The organism is Kribbella sp. NPDC055110, assembly GCF_053607525.1.
In genome coordinates, this window is the sequence record NZ_JBSGTS010000026.1 from 62285 (window position 1) to 74698 (window position 12414).

Here is a 12414-nt window from a genome sequence, read left to right on the forward strand (position 1 = left end):
GTCTGATGGTGCCCCTCAGCACGTCTTCGGAGCCGGACCTCAGTCGTCGTCCCACTTCGGGTCGTTGTCCCAGGCCTCGTTGCGTTCCTGGGCCTTCTCCAGGGCGCGGGCAGCTTCCTCGGGCGAGCTGTACGGCCCGAGCCGGTCCCCCGACTTCGCACCCTGGTACGGCTCGACCTTGCCGGTCTTGGTGTTGTAGTACCACTCGTTGCTGTGATCGTCGCTCATCTGGATGACCACCTCCTGGGAGTCTTGTCGCAGCTCTCTAGAATGATCTCACCATGTCTGTCCTTACCTCTGGCGTCATTTCGCCGCGCCGCGACGTACCTGCTTCCATTCCGCGTCCGGAGTACGTCGACAAGCCGACGCCGACGCCGTTCGACGGGTCGTATGTGACGGCGCCCGAGCTGGTCGACAAGATGCGAGTTGCGAGCAAGCTCGCCGCGCAGGCGTTGCAGGCGGTCGGTGCGGCGGCGAAGCCGGGCGTGACGACGGACGAGCTCGACAGGGTCGGGCATGAGTACCTGGTCGAGCGCGGCGCGTACCCGTCGACGCTCGGCTACCGCGGGTACCCGAAGTCGCTGTGTACGTCGGTGAACGAGGTGATCTGCCACGGCATCCCCGACGACCGTCCGCTCGAGAACGGCGACATCGTCAACGTCGACATCACGGCGTACCTGGACGGCGTGCACGGCGACACCAACGCGACGTTCCTGGTCGGCGACGTCGACGAGGAGAGCCGGCTGCTCGTCGAGCGCACCCGCGAGGCGCTGAACCGCGGCATCAAGGCGGTCAAGCCCGGTCGTCAGGTGAGCATCATCGGCCGCGTCATCGAGTCGTACGCGAAACGCTTCGGGTACGGCGTGGTGCGCGACTTCACCGGCCACGGCATCTCCACGTCGTTCCACTCCGGCCTGATCATCCCGCACTACGACGACGAACGCTTCGACGATGTGATCGAGCCCGGGATGACGTTCACGATCGAGCCGATGCTGACCCTCGGCACGTTCGAGTACGACCTGTGGGACGACGGCTGGACCGCCACCACGAAGGACAAGTCCCGAACCGCCCAGTTCGAACACACCCTCGTAGTCACCGACACCGGCGCCGAAGTACTGACCCTCCCGTGACGGTCACGCCGTACGAGGAAGGTCACCTCGCCGGCGTCCTCGCGATCTGCGAAGCCGAGAACTGGCCGAGCCTGCCCGCCGACCCCGCACGCGCACACGCGGTCTTCACCGCGCCCGGCGTGACGACCGTCGTCGCGCTCGACGGCGAGCAGGCCTTCAACGGCTTCCGCATTTACCCTTCCTGAAAGCCGAACGATCTGTAGAGCGTCACAGCAGGCGTGTTCTTCTCGTCGACGCGCAGTGCGACGGTGATGTTTGCGCACTCGCGGAGGAGCAGTCTGGCGATTCCTTGGTGGCGGCGGGATCGGGCGGTGAACAGCTCGATGATGAACGGGCAGTCGGGAGTGTCCGGCCACGGTGCGCGCTCGACGACGAGCAGTGCGCCGACCAGTTGGTCGTCGGCCCAGGCGAGGCGGCTGAGGCTTGGTGCGAGTACGCCGTACTCGCCCGCGAATGTGAGCTCGATGTCCTCGAGGGCTTCCTGTTCCGTTGCTGCGGCGACGCCGGCGTCGTACGCCTCGAAGTACAGCTTGCCGAGTGGGAGTGCGTCCTCGACCGCCGGCGGACGCAGTACGACGCCCGGGACTGCCGGCGTCTGTACTGCGTCTGCGCGGCGGATCAGGATCATCGGTTGGAGGAGGCGGTGATGAAGGTGGCGAGGTCGGTGGACTGTTGGATGCGGGACTCTTCGTGGACGTACATCATGTGGCCGGCCGGGTAGTACTTCGTCTCGATGTTGGCGGCCAGCTCGGCCGGGATCTGCAGGCGGGCGAGGGTGTGCTCGGTGGCGAAGTACGGCGTCGCGCCGTCGTAGTGGCCGGAGGCGACATGAACGCGAAGGTGCGGGTTGACGCGCATCGCCTCGGCGAGCTTGTCCGCGACCGAGATCTGCTGGCCCTCGAACTCCTTGAACGACCAGCCCTTCGCGGCGTCCATGCTGATCACCTCGTACGGCAGGTCGTTCTCGTAGCCGAGCTCGACCCGGACGTAGTGGTTGAGCGCCGCGGAGTACGGCCCGGTGATCGCGTTCATCGACGGGTCGCGGTCCTGCCGTTCACCAGCCGAGTCCGGGTCCCATCCGGTGAAGCGGCCGTCGAGCCGGCCGACAACCAACCGGCGGGCACGCAGCAGTTCGGCGAAGAAGCGGCCGTGCTCGATCCGCAGGTTCACGCGGTCGATGTAGTCCTCGCTCAACCCGGTCAGCGCGGCCAGCCGGGTGACCACCTCGGCGCGGTAGTCCGCCGAGATTCGGTTGCCCTGGGCAAGCGCATTCGGGTAGCGCCCGGCCGCGAACCGTTCCGCGTCCGCGAGCACCTCCTCCAGCGATTGATCCGGCACCAGACCGTGGTAGTGCGCAATCGCGGCGTACGACGGAAGGAACAAGGCGTACGGCAGGTCGTTGCCCGGCGTGAAGTCGAGCGGCCCGAACTCGAGCGCCGCCGAGATCAGCATGACGCCGTTGAGATACATCCCGTACCGCTGCTGCAGATGCGCCGCGAGCCCGGCCGCGCGCGTCGTACCGTAGGACTCGCCGGCCAGAAACTTCGGCGACATCCAGCGCCCGTTCCGCGACGTCCACAGCCGGATCACCTCACCGACCGACTCCAGGTCGCGCGTGAACCCGTGGTAATCCCCCGGCTTCTCGCCCTCCGCGGCCCGCGAGAACCCGGTCGACACCGGGTCGATGAACACCACGTCACTGTGCTTCAGCAACGTCTCGGCGTTGTCGACGATCGAGTACGGCGGGGGCGCGAGCTCACCCACATCGCCGGTAACCACGCGCCGCGGGCCGAGCAGACCGAGGTGCAGCCAGATACTCGACGACCCCGGGCCGCCGTTGAACGCGAACGTCACCGGACGGTCCTCCGCGCCGGTGCCATCAGGGTCGTCGAGCGTGTACGCCGTGAGGAACACCTCGGCCTTCGGCTTCAGCCCGTCGAACTTGCCGTCGGTGAACACCTCCTCGCGGAGCACGATCCGTCCGGTGGTCGCCGTGTACCGCAACTCCTGGCCGTCGACCGTCAGCGTGCGCTGCGTCGTCACCAGGTCGTCGACCGGCGCCGCCGGCTTGGTCTCCTCTTTGGACTCCGGCTTGGACTCGGTCTCGGGCTCGGTGCGCTCCTCGTTCGCCATGTCGAGCACCTTAATCCACGGCCGCAACCACTAGCGTTGGCTTTATGGCGACGATCCTTCACATCGCATTCGTGGACCAGTGGGAGGCTGCGCGCGACGCCGGGAGCTACCGGTGGTCGACCCGCGGCAAGAGCCTCGACGACGGCGCGACGTTCATCCACGCGTCCCGGCCGGAACAGGTCGCCCTGGTGGCGAACTTCGTGTACGCCGACGTGAACGAGCCGCTGTGCCTGCTGGTGATCGACACCGAGCGCCTCGTCTCCGCATTGTGCGAGGAGCCCGTCGGCGACCAGTTGTTCCCGCACATCTACGGACCGCTCAACCTCGATGCGGTGGTCGACGTACGCGCGTATGAGCGGGGCCCGGACGGCCGTTGGCCGGTCGTGACCGCGGAGGCCGTATCCTGAGAGGACGGAACGGGTCGGTCGGGCGATCGCGTCGCCCTTTGCAGAGGGCGCCGAGGAAAGTCCGGACTCCACAGGGCAGCGTGGTGGGTAACGCCCACCCGGGGTAACCCGCGGGACAGTGCCACAGAGAACAGACCGCCAGCGGCTCCGATGAACCCCGTGGTTCATAGGAGTGCGGGTGAGGGTGAAACGGTGGTGTAAGAGACCACCAGCTCCGCAGGTGACTGTGGAGGCTAGGTAAACCCCACGTGGAGCAAGGCCAAGAAGGGCGGTGGGCAACCACCACCCGCGCGAGCGTCCGAGGGCGGCCCGCCCGAGCTCGCGGGTAGGCCGCTAGAGGTGCCCGGCAACGGTCACCGTAGATGGATGATCGCCACCACAGAATCCGGCTTACAGACCGACCCGTTCCCCCTCAGTGGCAGTGGTCCTCGTGCGTCGGCACAGCGCGGTCGGTGGGTTTCTCCCAGGGTTCTTGGCGGCCGAGGGCGGTCAGGTCGAGGGCGGTGGGGGTGAAGGTCATGGCGTCGGGGCCGCGGCCGTACGTCGAGTAGGTGTGGTAGATCTGCTCGTCTACGCGGAGGAAGCAGCTCAGGCCGTGGAGGTCGAAGGGCTGCTCGCCCTGGGTGTGCTCGTTGTTCGGCAGTGCGTCCCACTCGGACTTGGTGCGGTAGTTGTACTCGAACGGTACGACGGACTCGTCCAGCGTGACGTGGTAGTCGTAGTTGAAGTCGCTCCCGTACGACGAGTACCACGGGTGCACCCACCCGCGCGCATCCCGGTACGCGGCGAGCTTGTCGTACGGCGCTCGCGAGACCAGCGCGAGCGTGGTGTTCGCCGCGTTGAGGAACCGCACGGACCCGATCTCGTCGACGAACCCGGTGCAGTTCGGGCACCCGGCGTCCCACTCCGGCTGGAACATGAAGTGGTACACGACCAACTGGTCCCGCCCCTCGAACAGCTCCAGCAGACTCACCGGCCCCTCGGACCCGGCGAACGAGTACTCCTTGTCAATCAGCACCATCGGCAACTCCCGCCGCCGCGTGTTCAGCGCATCCCGCTCCTTGGTAAACGCCTTCTCCGCACCCAGCAACTCCCGCCGAGCCGCCACCCACTCGTCGCGCGACACCACATCCGGCAAGCTCATACCCACTCCTCCATCAATCAACGGAACACCCGAGACGTCGGAACCACCTCCACCACTTCGACATCCTCCCGCGACCAACCGCCGTACCATCGAAACCGTGGCCGCCGGGGTGCTTGGTGGTCGCGCGTGGGGGCTCGATCGCCGTACTCGACGGTGATGGGCGGAAGGTCGCCGAACTCGGCGGCGCGGTGGTGCTGGGAGGCGGCTACGTCCTGCCCGCGGCGGCCCACACCAGGTCCCGCACCGGCAGCGCGAGGGTCTTCGCCGTCGCCGGCCCCTGGGGGCTCCCGACCTGACCCACCGCCGACCCGTGGCGATCGGCCGCGACCCGATTCGCCGAGTCGTGGCGATTGGTTGGGGGGTGGTTTGTCGAGTCGTGAAGATTGGTGGGGTTTCGTGCGCCGATTCTCACGACTCGGGGGGTGGTGCGGCGGGTGTTGGCCGCGTGGGGTGAGAAAGTGGGGGCATGCGTAGGCGGGTGCGGACTGGGATCGTGATTTTGCTCCTGGTTGTGCTTGTTGGTGGGGCTGGGTATGTCGGGTGGGTGTTGGTGCAGCGGTCGGAGCCGGTGGCGTTGCCGGAGCCGACGGGGAGTTTTCAGGTCGGGCGGCGGACGTACGAGTGGACCGACACACCCCGCCGCGACCCGTTCTCGAACGGCCCGCGCCGCCTCGCGGTCTGGCTCTGGTACCCGGTTGCCAAGGGGACCACCGGCCGCCGCGTCCAGTACGCACCGGATGATTGGAAAGGGCTGCATCTCAAGGCCCCGATCTCCGTGCTTCAAGGACCGTTCGACACACTCCAGGACCGCGCCCTCGACCGCGTCGCCGTCGCACCCGGCCGCTACCCGGTCGTCGTACTGATGCCCGGCATGGGCCTGTCCGCTCCGATGTACGCCGCTCTCGCGGAGGATCTCGCCAGTCACGGATACCTGGTCGCCGGCGTCACCCCGACGTACAGCGCGAACCTCACCGTCCTCGGCGGGCAGACGATCGCGAGCAAGCCGGACGCGAACCCGCCGAATCTCGGCGAGAGCACCGAGGGCGCGCAGCAGGTCGGCGATCATCTCGTCGGCGTCTGGGCCGCCGATGCGCGGTTCGCGGCCGGCATGGTCGCCAAGGAGCTCCCGAACTCGGTCGAGTCCGCGGTCGGGCCGTCGTACGTCGGCCACTCGTTCGGCGGCGCGGCGTCACTCGAGGCCTGCCGGCTGGACGCACGTTGCGCGGCCGCGATCGACCTCGACGGGACCCAGTTCGGTGAGGTCGTGAAGAAGGGGGTGAAGGCGCCGATCATGCTGCTCGGCGCCGACGACTCCTGTATCACCAGCGTCTGCGGCCCGGACGCGAAGAACGACCACGACCGGGACCGCGCCCTCTCGTTGCTCAAGGCAAGCACCGGTACGTCCTGGTGCGCGACGATCCCCGGCACCCGCCACTTCAACTTCACCGACTACGGCGTCTACTACCTGGCGTACCCGCTGCGCAGGTTCCTGCCGCTCGGCAGCGTCGGCCCGCGGCATGCACTCACCATCACCAACGGGTACGTCGCCACGTTCCTGTCGCACGCGATCTACAAGACCGCCGCACCTGGCGCACCGGCCTGTAAATCCTAGAGATCCAGCTCGTACGTCTGCCCCACCAGGCGATCGCCCCACATCTCGTGCACATCAGAACCGGTGAGGCGGAACCCGCGCGCCAGGTAGATGTGCCGCGCCGCGACCAGCGGATCGTTCGTCCACAGCACCATCCGCTTGTACCCGGCCGACCGCGCGAACGCCAGACACGTGTCGACCAGCTCCGCGCCGAGGCGGAGGCCGCGCGCAGCCGGTGTGACGAGCAGCAGCCGCAGCTGAGCGGTCGTCTCGTCCGGCCCGCGCACGCAGAAGATGCTTCCGGCCCGTTCCCCGTCCACCTCGGCGATCCACGCGGCCTCGCGCTCGTCGTCGTGCTCGGACGCGTACGCCGACACGATCTGCGCGATCAGCGTCTCGTACGACGGACCCCAGCCGTACTCCGCCGCATAGGTCTCCGCATGCGACTGCACGACCCAGCCGAGGTCTCCGGGCTGCCCGAGCTTCCTGATCTGTTTCGTCATCAACCCACCGATCTACTGACACGACTGTTTCAGTAGGCAATACTAGACCCGTGCCGACCACGAAGGAAGCCCCGTCCGCCCGCGAGCAAGAACTGCTCGAGCGTGCGTACGCCTACTCCCTCACCCACGGATTGGCCGACCTGTCGCTGCGCCCGCTGGCGACCGCGATCGGCTCCAGCCCGCGCGTGCTGCTGTTTCTGTTCGGCAGCAAGGACGGCCTGATCCGCGCCCTGCTCGCCCGCGCCCGGTCCGACGAACTCGAACTCCTCCGCCGGATCGAGCAGCGGTACGACGACCCGCCCGGCCTGACCGTGATCGCGCGCGAACTGTGGACCTGGCTGGCCGCCCCGGAACGCCGCCCCCTGATGACGTTCTGGGTCGAGGCCTACGGACGCTCGCTCGTAGCACCCGACGGCCCGTGGGCGGACTTCGCCCGCTCGACCGTCGACGACTGGCTCGAGCTACTCAAGTCGAGCGCACCCGACCAGTCCGCCGTACGACGTACCGCCGTACTGGCGATGCTCCGCGGCGCCCTGCTCGACCTACTCGCAACCGGCGACCTGAAGCGCACCACCGCCGCCGTCGAGGACTACCTGTCCGACTGACCCTGCTCGCGCGCGTTGGTGTTCTGCCGCTGACCGCCACCAGGCGGGTTCGAGGACAGCGTCCCCTGGTCGTGCGCGCTCTTGTACTGCGCGAAGAACTCGTCGTACTCCATGCCGCGATTGTCCCAGCTAGACGAGTTCGAAGGCGACCGTGCGTTTGGCGATGTCGGCCTCGACGAGCTTTACGCGGACCTGCTGACCGAGTGGGAGTGCCGCACCGGTGACCCGGCCTTCGATCGCGAACTTGGTCAGCGCGACGATGCCGCGGCCGCTCTCCTTGTCGTCCACGTCCGTGATCACGCCGTCGAAGGAAGCACCGACCTGGTCGGCGACCAGGCCCGCCTCGACCATGCTGACGATCGAGCGCTCGTACGCGTGCGCCCGCCGGTCCGCGTCGTCCATGATCTTCGGGATCTCGTCCATCGACTCGCGTACCCACGCCGGAACCTCGACGCCCGCCGACAGCGCGACGCAGATCTCCCCCGCCCAGCGGTCCACCAACCGCCGCAGCGGCGCGGTGACATGCGCGTACGCCGCCTTCATCGCGGCATGCTGCGACTGCTCCGGCACCTGGCCGTCGAACGCCGTGTACCCAGCGCCGCGGAACAGCACCGTGCACGCCGCCAGCATCGCCGCGTGCGCCGGCGCCTTCGGATCGAGCCCGTGGATGAATTCGGCGTACGTCGCCTCGTCGGCCCAGACGATCCCGAGCGCCTTGGCGGTGTTGCCGAGCTTGCGCCGCAGGTCGTCGTGCGACTCGGGCAGCGTGCGCAGGATGCCGATCTTGCCCTTGGTCATCAGCCGTGCGGCCGCCATGCCGGTGAGCAGCGAGATCTGCGCGTTCCAGCCCTCGACCGGCAGCGGCGCGCGGAACTCCAGGCCCCAGCCGTGGTTGGAGGTGACGATCTCCTGGTCCGGGATCGGGAGGTTGACGCCGCCGCGTTCCAGTTCGCGCTTCTCACGGAGCTTCCCGACCTCACGCAGCAACTGCAACGACTCCGACGCCGTACCCGCGTCCAGATCCTTCTGTACGCCGGCGTAGTTGAGCTTCGCGCGCGATTTCACCAAGGCCCGCTCGCACACCACATCGGTGCCTTCGCCGGTCGCATCCACCGTGATCGTCCACAGCAGCGCGGGACGCACCTGGTCGGGCAGCAGCGAGGCCGCGCCCTCCGACAACTCGGGCGGGTGCAGCGGGGTCCGTTTGTCCGGGGCATAGAGCGTCTCGCCGCGGCGCCGGGCCTCGGCGTCGATCGGGTCGCCGGCCAGCACGAACGCGGCCACGTCGGCGATCGCGTAGTACACGGTGAACCCGTCGCCGGTCCGCTCGATGTGCAGCGCCTGGTCCAGGTCCATCGAGTCCGGCGGATCGATCGTCACGAACTCGAGATCGGTCCGATCCAGCTCCGGCAGGCGCGCGTTCTGGGCAGCCTCAAGAGCTGCGGCGGTCACGTCGGCCGGGAACTCCGCGGGCACCTCCTGCTCCCGGCGGATGTCCTGCAACGACGCCCGGAAGACCTCCGGAACCTCCTCGACGAAACGAACCCTCTGCAGCGGCATGGGGTCAGACTAGGGCATGTCTCCCGCTCCCACGCCGTCGCGAGGAGGTGCTCGGTGCGGTGCATCGGCGTGCGGGGGCGAAGGTCTCGATGCGGAGCATCGTGGCCTTTGCACCCGTGCGGCGAGGTGCCGTGCCGAGTGCCCCGCAGTAGGCGTGGGAGCGGGAGTCATGCCCTCACGAGGGCTGCACATTAAAGGAGCGCAAGGACGCGAGGCCGTCGGCGTACCAGTGGATCTCGGTCAGGGTTGCCGGGCGCAACTCCATCCGGAACAGCGCGGACATCGGGGCCTGGAGCACCGACCGGACCATCAGCTTGATCGGCGTCACGTGAGTGACCACGACGACCGTCTTGCCCGGGTACCGCGCCAGCAGACCGTCGCGCGCCGAGCGGGCCCGCCGGGCGCACGTGTCGAACGATTCGCCACCGGGCGGCGCGACCGCGGTCGACTCCAGCCAGGCGTTCATCGCGTCCGGCCATTTCTGCTGGACCTCCGCGAACGTGTGCCCATCCCAGTCGCCGAACGAGACCTCCCGCCAGCCTTCGTCCACGATCGGGTCGAGCCCGAGCTTGTCCGCGACCGCCGCCGCAGTCTCCTGGGTACGGCGCATCGGCGACACGACCAGCGCGTCGATCCCACCGATCCGCGACAGGTACTCGGCGGCCGCCAGCGCCTGCGCGCGGCCGGTGTCGCTCAGCCCGGGGTTGTCCCCGCCGGAGCCGGAGAAACGCTTCTCCGCGGTGTGCGGCGTCTCGCCGTGCCGCAGGAAGATCAGCTGCGTCGGCGGCTCGGCCTGCGGACCCCAACCCTGCAACGCCTTCGCGAGGTCCGACGGGTCCTTCGCCACTGCCGGTGACGATCCGGCCGGCGCCGGTGTCAGCGGGATGTCCACGCCGTCGAGCGCGTTGTTCGCGAGCGCGTCGGCGGCGGAGTTCTGCGCGCGCGGCACCCAGGTCCACTCGGTCCCGAACGGCGCGAGCCCCTGCGCCTTCATCGCCAGCGGCTGCAGGTCCGGGTGCTTGATCTTCCAGCGGCCGGCCATCTGCTCGATCACCAGCTTGGAGTCCATCCGGACCTCGATCGAGGCGTTCGGCGCGTATTCCGCGGCGAGTTCGAGTCCCGCGACGAGTCCGGAGTACTCCGCGACGTTGTTGGTCGCGATCCCGATCGTCCGGCCCTGCTGCGCGATCACCTTCCCGGTCACCGGGTCGCGCACCAAAGCGCCGTACGCCGCCGGTCCAGGGTTCCCGCGCGAACCACCGTCAGCTTCGACGATGACGTGGTCGTAGGTCATGCGGCGCTCTCCGACGTCCGCACCAAGATCCGGCCGCACTCTTCACAGCGCAGTACGGCGTCCGGCGCGGCGGACTTGATCGTGTTCAGGTCGGACGGTGCGAGCTCCATCCGGCAACCCATACAGCGCTTGCCGACAAGCGGTGCGGCGCCGATCCCGCCGTTGTGGTCCCGCAGCCGCTGGTACTGCGCGAGCAGCTGCTCCGGCAGCTCGGCCACGACCGTGGAGCGCTTGTCCCCGAGCTCGGCGCGCTGCTCGTCGAGCTCCTTGAGCGCGGTGTCGCGGGTGCTCTCCAGCTCTGCCTGCCGGCCGGCGAACGCCTCGGCCCGCGTGCGCAGGTCGGTCTGCACCACCTCGGCGGCCTCGAGCTTCTCCATCACCTCGAGCTCGGCGTCCTCCAGGTCGGAGATCCGCCGGTCGAGCGAACCGATCTCGTGCTGCAGGTTCTCCAGGTCGCGCGGCGAGGTGACCTGCCCGGAGTCGATCCGCTGCTGGTTGCGCGCCTTGCGCTGCCGGACCTGGTCGACATCGCTGTCGGCCTTCTTCTGCTCACGCTGCAGGTCGCTGACCTCGGTGTCGGCGGTGACCAGCTCGCGGTCGACCACGGACTTCTCGGCGGTCAGCTCCTTGAGCGCCTGGTGCTCGGGCAACGACGCGCGCTTGTGCGCGACCTGATCCAGCTGCAGGTCCAGATCCTGCAGGTCCAGCAACCGGCGTTGGACGGCGGGCTCGGCGTTCAGAGTCGGCTCCTTCAAATGTGTGGCGGCGCGCTCAGATTCGCAGGGTCCATGCGTCCGTGCAGAGCGTTGAGATGTGAGTGTCTACGGTACTGCCTTCGGCCGCCAGGCCTTCGCGCAGGAGACGGTCCGCGTCGACCAGCCACGGCCACTCGCTGGCCCAGTGCGCCACGTCGACCAGCGCGGGATCGCCGTACGCACGGGCCTCGGTGGCGGGATGGTGCCGCAGGTCGGCGGTCAGGTAGGCGTCCACGCCGGCCGCTCGGACCCGGTCGAACTCCGAATCCCCCGCGCCCCCGACCACCGCGACGGTCTCGATCGTCCGATCCAGATCCCCGGACACGCGCACACCGTGCTCGGTCTGCGGCAGGCTCTCCGCGACCAGGCGCGCGAACTCGGCCAGCGGCAGCGGCTCCGCGAGTACGCCGACCCGCCCGCCGCCACGCTCACTCGGCATCGCGGCCACTTCATAGATGTCGTACGCCGGTTCCTCGTACGAATGCGCCGCGACCAGCGCCTCGACGACCGCGCGGCGCTTGCGGCGCGGCAGGAGCATCTCGACCCGGTTCTCCGGAACGACCTCGATGTCGCCGACGGTCCCGATCGTCGGGTTCGCGCCGTCGAGCGGCCGGAAGGTCCCCTCGCCGGTACCGCTCCACGCGGCCCGCTCGTAGTCGCCGATCTGTCCCGCGCCGGCCTTCGCCAGCGCGTCGAGCATCGCCTGCGTCTCCGCGACCGGGACGAACACGACGACCTTGTCCATCGGCTCGGCCGGCATCGCCTTCAGCGGCCGGGTGTCGCGCAGCCCGATCGCGGCGGCGAGCGCGTCGCTGACGCCGGGTTTCGCGTTGTCGGCGTTGGTATGGCAGACGTGCAGCGCGACGCCCGCGCGGATCAGGTCGTGGATCACGCGACCCTTCGGCGTCGTCGCGGCCACGCTGTTCACGCCGCGCAGCAGCAAGGGGTGATGCGTGACGAGCAGATCGAACCCGCCGTCGATCGCCTCGTCGACCACTGGCCGCATCGGGTCGACCGCGAACAGGGTCCGGCGTACCTCCTGCTCCGGGTCGCCGGTCACCAGACCGACCGCGTCCCAGGATTCCGCCCAGGCCGGGTTGTAGAGCCGATCGAGAACCGCGAGCACATCTCCGAGCGTCGTCACGACGCTTATCCTGACATTCCCGCAGTTGGAACGGATCGTGACGGGGGCAACCGCCCGGTGCCCCCGCCACGTCCGTGTCCGCCGGTGCAGGAGTCACGGCATGGTGGTGCGACCGCCCCGCCGCATCCACCACAACTCCCGCTCCGGC

16 protein-coding genes and 1 other RNA gene are annotated in these 12414 nt (G+C 68.7%); 7 read left to right on the forward strand and 10 right to left on the reverse strand.

Features of this window, described 5'->3' with window-relative positions; genetic code table 11:
* Window positions 1-39: 39 nt before the first annotated feature.
* Window positions 40-228 carry a hypothetical protein gene (locus tag ACWF0M_RS30835; RefSeq protein WP_133999543.1) on the reverse strand — a complete coding sequence of 63 codons (189 nt, stop codon included), beginning with the start codon at window positions 226-228 and terminating at the stop codon, window positions 40-42.
* A gap of 53 nt (window positions 229-281) precedes the next feature.
* Between ACWF0M_RS30835 and map the strand changes: the two genes are divergently transcribed.
* Window positions 282-1130, forward strand: a complete 849-nt coding sequence (map, locus tag ACWF0M_RS30840; RefSeq protein WP_452239238.1) for a type I methionyl aminopeptidase — start codon at window positions 282-284, stop codon at window positions 1128-1130.
* Window positions 1127-1315, forward strand: coding sequence for a hypothetical protein (locus ACWF0M_RS30845; protein WP_452239239.1), 189 nt, complete (start codon window positions 1127-1129; stop codon window positions 1313-1315). Before map ends, ACWF0M_RS30845 begins: the two co-directional genes overlap by 4 nt.
* Here the strand turns inward: ACWF0M_RS30845 and ACWF0M_RS30850 are convergent.
* Together ACWF0M_RS30850 and ACWF0M_RS30855 are read right to left on the reverse strand one after the other, a co-directional pair.
* Complete coding sequence (locus ACWF0M_RS30850; protein WP_452239240.1) at window positions 1303-1758, reverse strand: N-acetyltransferase family protein; 456 nt, start codon at window positions 1756-1758, stop codon at window positions 1303-1305. The two genes, ACWF0M_RS30845 and ACWF0M_RS30850, sit on opposite strands and share 13 nt — an antisense overlap.
* Entirely contained in the window at window positions 1755-3263 is a 1509-nt protein-coding gene (locus ACWF0M_RS30855; RefSeq protein ID WP_452239241.1) for a S10 family peptidase, read from the reverse strand. The genes ACWF0M_RS30850 and ACWF0M_RS30855 overlap by 4 nt, the downstream gene beginning before the upstream one ends.
* A gap of 44 nt (window positions 3264-3307) precedes the next feature.
* Here ACWF0M_RS30855 and ACWF0M_RS30860 point away from each other — a divergent pair, with 44 nt between their 5' ends.
* Together ACWF0M_RS30860 and rnpB are read left to right on the forward strand one after the other, a co-directional pair.
* Entirely contained in the window at window positions 3308-3670 is a 363-nt protein-coding gene (locus tag ACWF0M_RS30860) for a DUF952 domain-containing protein (protein WP_452239242.1), read from the forward strand.
* A 10-nt stretch (window positions 3671-3680) separates the two neighbouring features.
* Window positions 3681-4079: RNase P RNA component class A (rnpB, locus tag ACWF0M_RS30865), an RNA gene on the forward strand.
* A 3-nt stretch (window positions 4080-4082) separates the two neighbouring features.
* Here the strand turns inward: rnpB and ACWF0M_RS30870 are convergent.
* Window positions 4083-4814 carry a DUF899 domain-containing protein gene (locus ACWF0M_RS30870; RefSeq protein ID WP_452239243.1) on the reverse strand — a complete coding sequence of 244 codons (732 nt, stop codon included), beginning with the start codon at window positions 4812-4814 and terminating at the stop codon, window positions 4083-4085.
* Between the two features lie 116 nt (window positions 4815-4930).
* On the opposite strand from ACWF0M_RS30870, the gene ACWF0M_RS30875 reads away from it, so the two are divergent.
* On the forward strand, window positions 4931-5110 hold the full coding sequence (locus ACWF0M_RS30875; RefSeq protein ID WP_452239244.1) for a hypothetical protein: 180 nt from the start codon (window positions 4931-4933) through the stop codon (window positions 5108-5110).
* A gap of 254 nt (window positions 5111-5364) precedes the next feature.
* On the forward strand, window positions 5365-6426 hold the full coding sequence (locus ACWF0M_RS30880) for an alpha/beta hydrolase (protein WP_452239245.1): 1062 nt from the start codon (window positions 5365-5367) through the stop codon (window positions 6424-6426).
* Here the strand turns inward: ACWF0M_RS30880 and ACWF0M_RS30885 are convergent.
* Window positions 6423-6908 carry a GNAT family N-acetyltransferase gene (locus ACWF0M_RS30885; RefSeq protein ID WP_452239246.1) on the reverse strand — a complete coding sequence of 162 codons (486 nt, stop codon included), beginning with the start codon at window positions 6906-6908 and terminating at the stop codon, window positions 6423-6425. The two genes, ACWF0M_RS30880 and ACWF0M_RS30885, sit on opposite strands and share 4 nt — an antisense overlap.
* A gap of 50 nt (window positions 6909-6958) precedes the next feature.
* On the opposite strand from ACWF0M_RS30885, the gene ACWF0M_RS30890 reads away from it, so the two are divergent.
* The gene (locus ACWF0M_RS30890; RefSeq protein ID WP_452239247.1) at window positions 6959-7513 is read left to right on the forward strand and encodes a TetR/AcrR family transcriptional regulator; all 555 of its coding nucleotides are present in this window, start codon (window positions 6959-6961) and stop codon (window positions 7511-7513) included.
* Here ACWF0M_RS30890 and ACWF0M_RS30895 read toward each other — a convergent pair.
* From ACWF0M_RS30895 to ACWF0M_RS30915, 5 genes are all read right to left on the reverse strand, one after another.
* Window positions 7498-7626 (reverse strand): hypothetical protein, encoded by a 129-nt coding sequence (locus tag ACWF0M_RS30895; RefSeq protein ID WP_452239248.1) that lies wholly within the window; start codon window positions 7624-7626, stop codon window positions 7498-7500. The two genes, ACWF0M_RS30890 and ACWF0M_RS30895, sit on opposite strands and share 16 nt — an antisense overlap.
* Before the next feature lie 16 nt (window positions 7627-7642).
* Window positions 7643-9073, reverse strand: coding sequence for an RNB domain-containing ribonuclease (locus ACWF0M_RS30900; RefSeq protein ID WP_452239249.1), 1431 nt, complete (start codon window positions 9071-9073; stop codon window positions 7643-7645).
* A 175-nt stretch (window positions 9074-9248) separates the two neighbouring features.
* A complete protein-coding gene (locus ACWF0M_RS30905; protein WP_452239250.1) occupies window positions 9249-10367 on the reverse strand; it encodes a bifunctional RNase H/acid phosphatase in 1119 nt (372 codons plus the stop codon).
* Complete coding sequence (locus ACWF0M_RS30910; RefSeq protein WP_452239251.1) at window positions 10364-11122, reverse strand: zinc ribbon domain-containing protein; 759 nt, start codon at window positions 11120-11122, stop codon at window positions 10364-10366. The genes ACWF0M_RS30905 and ACWF0M_RS30910 overlap by 4 nt, the downstream gene beginning before the upstream one ends.
* A gap of 16 nt (window positions 11123-11138) precedes the next feature.
* On the reverse strand, window positions 11139-12266 hold the full coding sequence (locus ACWF0M_RS30915) for a Nif3-like dinuclear metal center hexameric protein (RefSeq protein ID WP_452239252.1): 1128 nt from the start codon (window positions 12264-12266) through the stop codon (window positions 11139-11141).
* Window positions 12267-12414 lie beyond the last annotated feature (148 nt).

Excerpts from the sequence above, each read along its gene's own strand:
- ACWF0M_RS30860 (WP_452239242.1), top strand. The coding sequence starts at position 3,308 with ATGGCGACGATCCTTCACATCGCATTCGTGGACCAGTGGGAGGCTGCG.
- ACWF0M_RS30905 (WP_452239250.1), bottom strand. The coding sequence starts at position 10,367 with ATGACCTACGACCACGTCATCGTCGAAGCTGACGGTGGTTCGCGCGGG.
- ACWF0M_RS30870 (WP_452239243.1), bottom strand. The coding sequence starts at position 4,814 with ATGAGCTTGCCGGATGTGGTGTCGCGCGACGAGTGGGTGGCGGCTCGG.
- ACWF0M_RS30895 (WP_452239248.1), bottom strand. The coding sequence starts at position 7,626 with ATGGAGTACGACGAGTTCTTCGCGCAGTACAAGAGCGCGCACGACCAG.
- ACWF0M_RS30855 (WP_452239241.1), bottom strand. The coding sequence starts at position 3,263 with ATGGCGAACGAGGAGCGCACCGAGCCCGAGACCGAGTCCAAGCCGGAG.
- ACWF0M_RS30850 (WP_452239240.1), bottom strand. The coding sequence starts at position 1,758 with ATGATCCTGATCCGCCGCGCAGACGCAGTACAGACGCCGGCAGTCCCG.
- map (WP_452239238.1), top strand. The coding sequence starts at position 282 with ATGTCTGTCCTTACCTCTGGCGTCATTTCGCCGCGCCGCGACGTACCT.
- ACWF0M_RS30900 (WP_452239249.1), bottom strand. The coding sequence starts at position 9,073 with ATGCCGCTGCAGAGGGTTCGTTTCGTCGAGGAGGTTCCGGAGGTCTTC.
- ACWF0M_RS30835 (WP_133999543.1), bottom strand. The coding sequence starts at position 228 with ATGAGCGACGATCACAGCAACGAGTGGTACTACAACACCAAGACCGGC.
- ACWF0M_RS30885 (WP_452239246.1), bottom strand. The coding sequence starts at position 6,908 with ATGACGAAACAGATCAGGAAGCTCGGGCAGCCCGGAGACCTCGGCTGG.